We start from the raw sequence: 9,047 nt of genomic DNA, 5'->3' as shown, positions 1-9,047 counted from the left end.
AAAGACCAAACTGGCCAAGGTAATAACGACACCAAGTTGGTGCAGTACGACGAAGATGTTGCTGGTCAAGCAGTGGTAGAGCGTTACCCCGTTCAAGATGTGGGTATCCCTACTGCTGAAGAAATGTTGGTGGTTCTCGATGCTATTGATGGGCATTTGGCCAACGGCAAAACGGTGTATTTTCATTGCTGGGGTGGGTTTGGCCGCACCGGCACCGTGTTGGGTTGCTGGTTGCGTCGCCATGATTACGCCACCAATGCTTCTTGGCAAGAAAAAGTTAACGATCTTCGCTTAGGGGCGATCGATGCTCAGCACCGCCCGTCACCCGAGGTGCCGGGGCAGTGCCATTTTGTTGACCAGTGGCCCGAGGGTTCACTGATTGAAGAAGTTCCAGAAAAAGCCGCCCTCGCCCCACCGCAGGTGGACCGCACGGACCGCATAGCGGGTTCGTTGTTGGCCGGCGCTATTGGTGATGCTCTTGGGGCGGCGCTGGAGTTCATGTCGTTGTCGGAGATTGAAAATGAGTTTGGTCCTGGTGGGGCAACCTCGTTCACTCCGTATTACGGCCATCCGGCGCCTATTACTGATGACACGCAGATGACTCTGTTTACCGCCGAGGGCCTTATCGAGACAGCCGCTAACGGCACTGACCCAGTAGAGGAAGTGTGGGCGGCTTATCAGCGCTGGTACCACGCTCAGGGCGGCCCGTTGCCTGAGGGCATTGCCCCAGATTTTGGTTTACTGGCCGTGCCGGAACTCTGGGAGCGCCGTGCCCCTGGGAATACCTGCATGGGCTCCATGGCCGGCGGCGTGCCCGGCACTACTACGAAGTCGCTCAATGATTCCAAAGGTTGCGGCGGCATTATGCGGGTGGCTCCGGTGGGTTTGGTGGCCACCAGCGACCAAGAGGCGTACCGCTTGGGTTGCGATGTGGCGGCTTTGACGCATTCACATCGAAATGGTTGGGTTCCTGCCGGGGTCCAGGCGGTGATTATCCACCGCATCATGGAAGGCGATGATTTGTTTGCTGCCGTGTTGGCGGGCCGTGAAATGGCCGAACAAGACCCGCAAGGTGCTGAAGTTGTGACTTGTATAGATGCGGCTATTGCTTTATCAGCCGAAGCTCCGCTGGGCGGGTGGGATCTTCACCGACTGGGCGGCGCCTGGGTAGGGGAGGAAGCGCTAGCGATCACCATTGCCGTAGTGCTGGCCGAAGACGACATAAACAAAGCCTTATTGCTAGCGGTGAACCACTCCGGAGACTCAGACTCCACCGGCGCCATGGTCGGCAACGTGCTGGGTGCTTTGCACGGGGTTAAAGCCCTCCGCCAAGACTGGCGCCAAGAAGTCGAGATAGCCGACGTGATTACTGACTTGGCCGAGCGACTGGCGGGTGTTGGCCGTTAGAAAGATTTAGGTGGCGTCTTCGTCAATTAACTCCACGAAGGCCATGTTGTTTTCAAAATTTAGGGTGACCATAATCTGTTCTCCTGGGATTACACAAAGGGCATTCATTACCGGTGCAAAACCATAAAAAAGAGCACCAGCGGAGAGCTTTGCGTGTATCCATTTTTCAACCCCACCCAACAGATACAGAGACCAAATAAGAAGGTCGGCATTGCTGTGTGTGGTGGATGGTTTTCTTAGCTCGTTGGTACTCAGGGGAAGGCTCTTTCTTCTAGGGAAGCAGTACTTCCTAAAAGAGTACGCCACACCTGTGACAGTGTGCTCGGGAAGTGGGTACATGGGTTATCCTTCTTCGATTTCAGTGTCAAAAAATGCTGCTCTGAGTTGTTCAAAAATCTTGGTGAGCTCATCTTCAGAAGGAAGCCCTAAAACAAGGGGATTGAGCGCTCCAGGGGTAAAGCGCATGAAGCATTTGAAGGCCTCTTCAGGTGTCTTGCCGGTGACAAGCCCCACTAAGGCGATTACTTCGAGGTAAGACCCCACCAATTGAGTGATCAAACTATTTAAGTGCTTAATCCGTTGGTTAACTGTTTCGGACCCGAGGCCTTTGTCTTCGGATATTCTTTTGAGAACGTTGGGGAGCTGACGTTCCTCGTGGGGGCTCCAACGGTCGTGAATGGTGGCGGCAAGAAATTGCAGTGCATGTTCTTTTTCCGAAAAGAGGCTTGGGTCATCGGGTAGGGCAAAGATTTGCGGGGTGCCGTTATCTGGGTGCCATTCAATTGCACATGGCTCGTCAAACCCATGTTCTTGCTGGGCGTGAAACCACTGCGTGGCTATGTGGGCCTCAATGGTTTTTTGCGCCAAGCCGGCCTCTTCTTTGGTGGAATAGTTGTTGGGGTCTACAGCGAGGGGGCCGGCATAAACGGCGTCGCCTTTAGGAATAGCTTCCCCGAGTGCATTGATGAGTTTTTTGTCGTGCTTCCCGAAGCCGGTGTTATGCGATGGCTGTTTACGTAGTTTCATTTGTTATTCCTTTTCTGGTTGTTGGCTGTTTTGCAGTTGGGGTGACCGGGGGCGGCTAGGTTTTTGGGCTGGTCGTGGCGGAGGCAGCGTTGTTCGTTTAAAAGGAAGATGCATCCGTTGGTTTCGCGTTGAAGCCGCTTTGAGAGGCTGGCTTTGTTTCGAACTGCCAAGTGAACGGTGAGGCCACGCTTAACAAACTGGCGAACGATTGGAATAAAGGCGTGGTCGCCGGACCCTACGATTACTTCGTCAAATCGTTCGGTTAGCCCGGGCATGTTAAGAAAAACTTTGGCCTCGGCGATGAGCGCTTGGTCGGCACCGTTGGCTCCGGTGGCGGGTCGCATGAGTGCGGGAGCCCAGATCCTCTTGATTTCACCTTCGGTTACTCGCTGCGAATAGTGGTGGTTGTAACTGCAGCACATCTGGTCTTCGGGCCCGTTGCCAACGAACTCAAAGTCGAAGCGGGTTTGCTCGACAACTCCCATGCTTGGGCTGCCGCTGCCTTGTAGATTGTCAAGGTCAATGAGGAGAAATCGGCGTGGGTCAGGGTCACGTATTGTGCAGCATTTCTTCTTCGGCGGAGGGCATGTTTTAGGAAGGTTTTTGTTCCTTGATTTTCGATTTTTCATGGGTTTCTTTCCGATCATGCGCTTCCTGGGTGGAGGTGCTTCTCGTCCATCTAACCATGCAAATAGGGGGTTCCCTCGCTATAAAAGAAATTGACATTTGGGGTGAACTTATACCAAAAAAGGTTACTTAAAACTTTAATAATTGCTATTAAAATTAACCTAATTAATAATATCTTTAACACTCATTTCTGAAAAATTATCCTTGTATGTCACTACGTTGAATGGGTTTTTTTACAGCTGAGATTGCTTGGAGGAGGGGTTAGAAGGGAGCCGCTGTGGAGACGTACTCAGAGCACTTTGGCGGCGCCGTAGATTAAGGAAAAGTCGATCTTAATCAAGCTGGAAATGACCGTGTCCAGATTTAGTGATATTGGTGGTGCAAGTGGTTACTTAGTTTGGATGTCTGCAACCACAGGTTGATGGTCAGAGAGCTTTGGGTCGTCCCCGTTCCAAAGCGGTTCAACATGAGCCTTGATACCCGGTAGGTGTTTTCTCGGGACGAAGATGAAGTCGCAGTTGTATCGGTACTCAACTTTTCCTGGTCCAATCCATCGCAAGGTGCGTTCAGGCTCATCACCATGACCCACATCGAGGGCATGGTGGTAAGAGGAAACCATGCCGAGTTGTTCGAGTCGGTCAAGGTTCTTCTGATGGGGCTTAGCAGAAGGCCCCTGTATGGAGCAGTTGAAGTCTCCGACAAGAAGGGTATTGCCTTCGGCCAGTATTTTGCCCCAAACATTAAGTAGCTCAGATATTTGCTGTGGGTAAGAAAGTGTGCTTATTCCTTTACGGACGACTGTCCAAACGGCAAGAATGTTAAAAGCGTGTCGGCCTAAATAAGAGACTCGTACTGGGAGCACCCATGGGAGTTGCGGTCCATAAGTGATTTCTTCAACTGCCCAACCATTAAAACCTAAAACACCGATGCCTTTGTTGCTGTTGCGGCCTTTCCAGGCGAATGAAAAGTCGTGCTCGGTTTGGTTAGGAAGTTTTTCAGCACATTCAGGAACTACCGCAATATCTGGGTTAAGTCCGTTTAGGTACCAGAGTTTTCGGTGGAGTGCCATGCGGCAGTTCCACTCAACGATTCTCATAGTTGATCAATTGACAGTAACCAGGCGACGTCTTCAGCTTCAAGGGCAAACCATTCGCCGTGGAGGCGTTTACTAGCATATTTGCGATGGAGGTCTGATTCGGCTCGGGTGTAGTCGTGGCTGAAAATACGGTGAAGCACGGTGATGTCACGGTTGAGCTCTCTGCTTAAGCGCTTCTTTCGCCGTTCAATGTCTACAGCTTTGCCGATCTTGTATTCGTGTTCCCATTGCATGAGATAGACAAACCCTTCTCGTACATCAAGAGTGGGAAGTTGACCTCCTAGTTCGTTGCGGTGATAGTAGGAATCATGAATTTTGTGAGTGAGCCACGTGTTATCGCCAAATGCATCGGCAAACTTTTCTGGGAGTTCGTAGGAGCGGGCTCGCTGGGCGTTGAGAATAAAATAGGCCTTGGTTTCCCAATGGCGCCGCCCCTGCGGGCCGGGAATGATTTCAAAGTCAACTGCTTGCCAAGAGATGGAGGCGGTGCCATCTTCGGCGTTTGTAGCGACGACTCTGCCTAAAGCTTCTATTTGAGCGGATTGAGAGATGGTGTTATAACGAACTTTAAGCACACCATCGCCCTCCCAAAGGTGGTGAGCAAGGTTGCCGAGGTCGTGGTAGCGACCGATGTTTTCGTTGAGTTCCCCTTGAAGCGCTCCGGTATCAATCACCCAGTATTTGGTGGAGGTCATGTGTTCACTTCAAACACCCGTACCCAGTGACCGGCAATGTTGTCGGCGGTATGGCGACAAGTGATGGTTACTTGGTCGGGCCAATCGCCGACGGCTTTTTGAAAGGTGGCTGAGCGTTGGGCAATGTCTTGGGTGGTGAGGTTGGTTGTTTGCCCGGGTTGAAGGTTCATGATCCAGGTTAAGCCGTTGTCGGGGTTGGTGAGGTAGGAAGCCATTTCGTCATCGGTGACGTAAAGCGCGAGCCGTTCAATGCCGCCGGGGAAAGCAGCTAGGCGAGCTAGGTCGTGAATAAACATGCCGGCTAGTTGCGGCCGGGGAAGGTTCATGCCAGATGGGTTGGCTCGGTGGTATTTGACTTCTAAGGCCATGGTTGGTTGGCCCATAGGGTCAACCAACACGGTGTCTACTTTGGCTCGGGGAACGGTGGGATGGGGGTGTTCAAAACTAAAGTGGGCCAAGTCAACGCCGCTGCTACGGAGGCTTTCAAAAAAGGCGTAGCGAACAAGGTCTTCGCTTTTGTGGCTTGGCCCGGCGAGGACGATATGTAAGTTATCTATGAGGGTTGGCCAATTGGAGTGCTCGTTAGGATGGTTCATCTTGTATGGAATACAAGCCCTAGGCGGCTTGTAAGCGCTGGGTAGTTTTTTTGAAGTGCTTTGCTTGCGGGCTTCATTCTTTGATACCTACAAAGTACATCCAATAGTAGGATTTCGAACGCTGTTGATTCAATCCAGCCAACGGTTTTGGTGTAACCAACGACTGCTTGGGCTTTAGTGGTTTTCAAAAAGTTGTCAAGTTCTTTGTCGGGTACTCTGAGCGTGTTGCAGGTACTGAAGTGAATAACTCGACCTGATGCTCGTGGCCCAATGATGTCCGCAAGTTCCTTAAGGCTCACTGCGTCGTCTTCTTCATGGTCGTTAAGCCAAATTGTTTTTGGGGAACCATGGAAGGCGAAATATCCAACTTTGTAGACATCGTGGTTTTGGCCAAGCCATTTGTCAACGTAGTGGTCTAGTTCTTCTCTGGTACCTATACGACGGTGAATAAAGGGTCGTTCGGCATCTACCTTGTAGAGAAGCTCAAGGATTGGTCGGGCTGACGATTTATCTCTAAGGTCGCTTGGGGTCCAGTCACCTTCAAAGGCAAAAATCCCGACTTCATTGCCCCCGGTGGTCATGTGCCGGATTGGGGTTCACTAGGTTCACCGATGATGTTGTCACCGTCAATGTCGGCGTTGAGTTGTGTTTCTAGGTGCCAGATAAATTTCTGGGCAGAATCGAACACTTGGTAACCCGCTCCGCTGAGTTCTGCGAGGGTTGGTGCATCAATTCCTGGGGCGAAGCAGACTGGGTTGGTGAGGCCTGGTTGGATACCGGTGTGCCAGACCAGTTCGACGGTGGCGATGGTTTCGTCAGTTTCTTGATGAGAGATTGAACTATTGATTTCTGGATGGGCGATACCTTTTTCGGCTACTACTTTTAAGATTTCGGTTACTTCGGCTGACTCTTCTTCTTTTACTGCGATTGCGTCTACCATTTTGGCGCTTATTTCTTGTTGGTAGGTTTCTTGTCCGCCGTAGAGGCTGTCTAAGAGTTGATTTGTTGCTTTGGTGAGCCGCTCGCGGCGGTCAACAAGAAATTCTGGGAACTTGTCAATTGACCAAAGTGTTGGGTCGGTGGTGATCCATTGAGATTCCAACACGCCGGGTTGAGAAGCAGCGATTTTAGGTAAGTATTCGGCCGGGTCTTTATCGCTTATCTCAAAGTTTGAGGATGCGGTGAGGAAACACATGTTTGCTAGTGAATTGATTTCTTTACGGTCATAACCGGCTTTGCGGAGCAGTGCTTTGGGAAAGATGTGGTGCAAGTGGAGGTTGCTGTTTTTTCCTAAAAGGTTTTCGCGCAAGCCAATTCCGGTAAGGAGGTCGCGTCCATTTTGGGTTCGGGTTAGCAGGTAAAGGATCGGGTAAAAGCGGGCTCCTACGGTGGACCAGTCAAAGTCACTGGTTCGTACGGTGAGGTCACCTCGCCACTTCCTCATTTCTTCGATGGCTCCGTCGATTCCGTTGTCTTTCATGGCGTCAAGGTCTCGTTGGAGTTTGGATTCTACTGAGCTGGAGTAGCGGCCCCACATGAGGCAGTGGAGGTACCAATAGAGAATTTTTTGTTGGGTTGTTTGGTCTTTCTCTTCCCCGTTTAGTTGATGCACCAGCCAAGCTAAGGCGGCGAAGGCACCTCGGCCGCCGAGTACCCGGTTGTGGTCAAGGCCAAGACGTGACCCGACGAGATTTAGGAGAAAGCCGATGTGTTTTTCGGAAGCGTTTAATGCGTTCGCAAACTCTTCAACGTTGAGATCTCGTAGGCCGGGGAATTTAGCTTGGTTGGTGCCGACTGCAGTTACGCAGCGTAGGAGCCAGTCAAGGGTGAAGTCGTACCCGTGTTCTTGCCACTCTGCTTGAATTTTCATGAGGGCTGCCCGAGCTTGTGGCCAGTCGGCACATATGCGGGCTAAGGCAAGGTCGCCAGCGGAGAGTTTGGTTCCTCCCGAGTTGATGCGGTTGAAAATTTCTACGACTTCGTCGATGGTTCGTTCTTGGCCGGCAATGACGTCCTCATGGAGGGAACGTTTTTGTATCCCATCTATTTTTAAAAGCCGCTCCATGAAATGGATTACTTCGTCAGGGCTGTTTTTGGCAGCTTTTTTCGCTATTTCGGCAATGTCCCCATCGAAGACCTCGGTTACGGAAACCCATGTGGGGTCTCCTTTCATTTTTATGGGCCCGTAGAATTCAAAAACTTCGGTTTTTGCGTTGAAGTAGAGGTCAATAAAGGCTTTCTCGTCGCCTTGAAAAAACGGTGGTGCTTGGCCTCGGATAAGGCCGTAAAGCGTGGTGATGCGTTGTTGGCCATCAAGGAGGAGGTTGATGGTGCCAAGATCTTGTGAGTTGACGTTGCGTAGGTTTTTTGGGTCGGCTTCGGTGGTCCAAATGAGCAGTGTCCCAACGGGGTCTTCTCGGTAGAGGCTTTGCATAAGGGACCGCACTTGGCTGCGGTTCCAGACATAGCCGCGCTGAAATTCAGGAAGGGCGAGTTGGCCGCTATCTATATTTACCAGGGCGGTGGAAATCTTCATTGGGTACTCCTTGGTGAATCAGGGTTTGGCGTGCTTGGGGTTATGGCCATCCAGGCCACGAGGTTGATTTCGGCGGGGTGCACTGATTCGATGATTGGTGGTGGTGGTGGGACTTGAAGGTTTTCAGCGTCGGCAATTGTGGCGATCTGTTTTACGGCCTCGCGGGGAGTGTGGCCACCGTTGAGGACTTCTCTTATGGCTGTTTCTACTCGGCGGGACGGCACAGTGTGGAGTCGTTGGAAGAGGCTGTCTTGTTCTTGTTGCCCAAGGAAGGCCCCGTAGTCAGCGACGAGGTTGGCGGCGGTTCGTAGGGCTTTGCGTATAACGGGGGCGAACGCTGCGGGGTCGGTGAGTTCTTTCCATTCGGTAGCGATGTCGTGGTGGGCGGCATCCCAGGCGGCGAACGCTCCTTGGTAAGCGTCGTCGGTGAGGTGGCGTTCAACTGATTCGGCTCCGGGGTCGGCTGCCGAGAGTGCGGTGAGTGTTTGGCGGTTTACTTTTACCACTGTTTCGTTATTGACAACAACGGTTAGGGGGTTCCAGGTTTCGTCGGTGGGTACAAACCGGAAGACTGGTTTTTCGTTGTTGCCGACACGGGCACAAAATGAGTACCCGTGGGTGCGTACTGCGGTGCTTACGAACCCAGACCCGGACCCGTAGGGGAGGTTTTGTACATCGCGGCCCAGGGTGGAGGTTTCGGTAGCTTTGCGTAAACGGTGCCGGTATTCTTCGCCAGAGAGTGCGTTGCCGCCTCCTTCTTCCAAAAGAACGGTGATGTCTTCGTCTCGTAGGCGTTGTAGTTGGTCTTTTTTGTCGTAGAACGATCTTCCTTCAGACCCGTCGAAACCGGGGATTACTTCGCCTACCCCTATGGCGGCGTCAGCTCGAGCGAGTTTGCCATGGAGTCGTTCTTCAAGTTTTAGTAGTTTGTCGAGGTGGGCAGCCGGGAAGAAACAGTCGAGGAACACGTGTGGATGGTTGGACCCGATGCGGTCAATTCGCCCATGGCGTTGAACAATACGCATGGGGTTCCATGGGAGGTCGTAGTTGATGATCCGTCCGGC

At 52.0% G+C, this 9,047-nt stretch carries 10 protein-coding genes; 1 reads left to right on the top strand and 9 read right to left on the bottom strand.

All coding sequences use genetic code 11. The features are described from left to right. Positions 1-39 precede the first annotated feature (39 nt). Positions 40-1,407 (top strand): ADP-ribosylglycohydrolase family protein, encoded by a 1,368-nt coding sequence (locus EYQ49_08065; protein HIG25827.1) that lies wholly within the window; start codon positions 40-42, stop codon positions 1,405-1,407. A 6-nt stretch (positions 1,408-1,413) separates the two neighbouring features. Here the strand turns inward: EYQ49_08065 and EYQ49_08060 are convergent, their stop codons facing one another. The 9 genes from EYQ49_08060 to EYQ49_08020 all read right to left on the bottom strand — a co-directional run bounded on the left by EYQ49_08060 (position 1,414) and on the right by EYQ49_08020 (position 8,951). Next, positions 1,414-1,746: a hypothetical protein gene (locus EYQ49_08060; protein HIG25826.1), complete on the bottom strand. Its 333-nt coding sequence runs from the start codon at positions 1,744-1,746 to the stop codon at positions 1,414-1,416. Between the two features lie 3 nt (positions 1,747-1,749). Then, positions 1,750-2,433: a hypothetical protein gene (locus tag EYQ49_08055; GenBank protein HIG25825.1), complete on the bottom strand. Its 684-nt coding sequence runs from the start codon at positions 2,431-2,433 to the stop codon at positions 1,750-1,752. Next, the gene (locus EYQ49_08050) at positions 2,430-3,080 is read right to left on the bottom strand and encodes an NYN domain-containing protein (protein ID HIG25824.1); all 651 of its coding nucleotides are present in this window, start codon (positions 3,078-3,080) and stop codon (positions 2,430-2,432) included. The genes EYQ49_08055 and EYQ49_08050 overlap by 4 nt, the downstream gene beginning before the upstream one ends. 368 nt (positions 3,081-3,448) lie before the next feature. Next, entirely contained in the window at positions 3,449-4,129 is a 681-nt protein-coding gene (locus tag EYQ49_08045) for a hypothetical protein (protein HIG25823.1), read from the bottom strand. A gap of 23 nt (positions 4,130-4,152) precedes the next feature. Beyond that, a complete protein-coding gene (locus EYQ49_08040; GenBank protein HIG25822.1) occupies positions 4,153-4,851 on the bottom strand; it encodes a GIY-YIG nuclease family protein in 699 nt (232 codons plus the stop codon). After that, positions 4,848-5,447, bottom strand: a complete 600-nt coding sequence (locus EYQ49_08035; GenBank protein ID HIG25821.1) for a hypothetical protein — start codon at positions 5,445-5,447, stop codon at positions 4,848-4,850. The genes EYQ49_08040 and EYQ49_08035 overlap by 4 nt, the downstream gene beginning before the upstream one ends. Next, complete coding sequence (locus tag EYQ49_08030) at positions 5,444-6,028, bottom strand: hypothetical protein (GenBank protein ID HIG25820.1); 585 nt, start codon at positions 6,026-6,028, stop codon at positions 5,444-5,446. Before EYQ49_08030 ends, EYQ49_08035 begins: the two co-directional genes overlap by 4 nt. Continuing rightward, complete coding sequence (locus EYQ49_08025) at positions 6,025-7,983, bottom strand: DUF262 domain-containing protein (protein ID HIG25819.1); 1,959 nt, start codon at positions 7,981-7,983, stop codon at positions 6,025-6,027. Before EYQ49_08025 ends, EYQ49_08030 begins: the two co-directional genes overlap by 4 nt. Next, positions 7,980-8,951, bottom strand: a complete 972-nt coding sequence (locus tag EYQ49_08020) for a hypothetical protein (protein HIG25818.1) — start codon at positions 8,949-8,951, stop codon at positions 7,980-7,982. The genes EYQ49_08025 and EYQ49_08020 overlap by 4 nt, the downstream gene beginning before the upstream one ends. Positions 8,952-9,047 lie beyond the last annotated feature (96 nt).

Source organism: Acidimicrobiia bacterium, assembly GCA_012959995.1.
GTDB lineage: Bacteria > Actinomycetota > Acidimicrobiia > Acidimicrobiales > MedAcidi-G1 > MedAcidi-G2B.
This window is presented reverse-complemented; position numbering and strand designations above follow the sequence as displayed.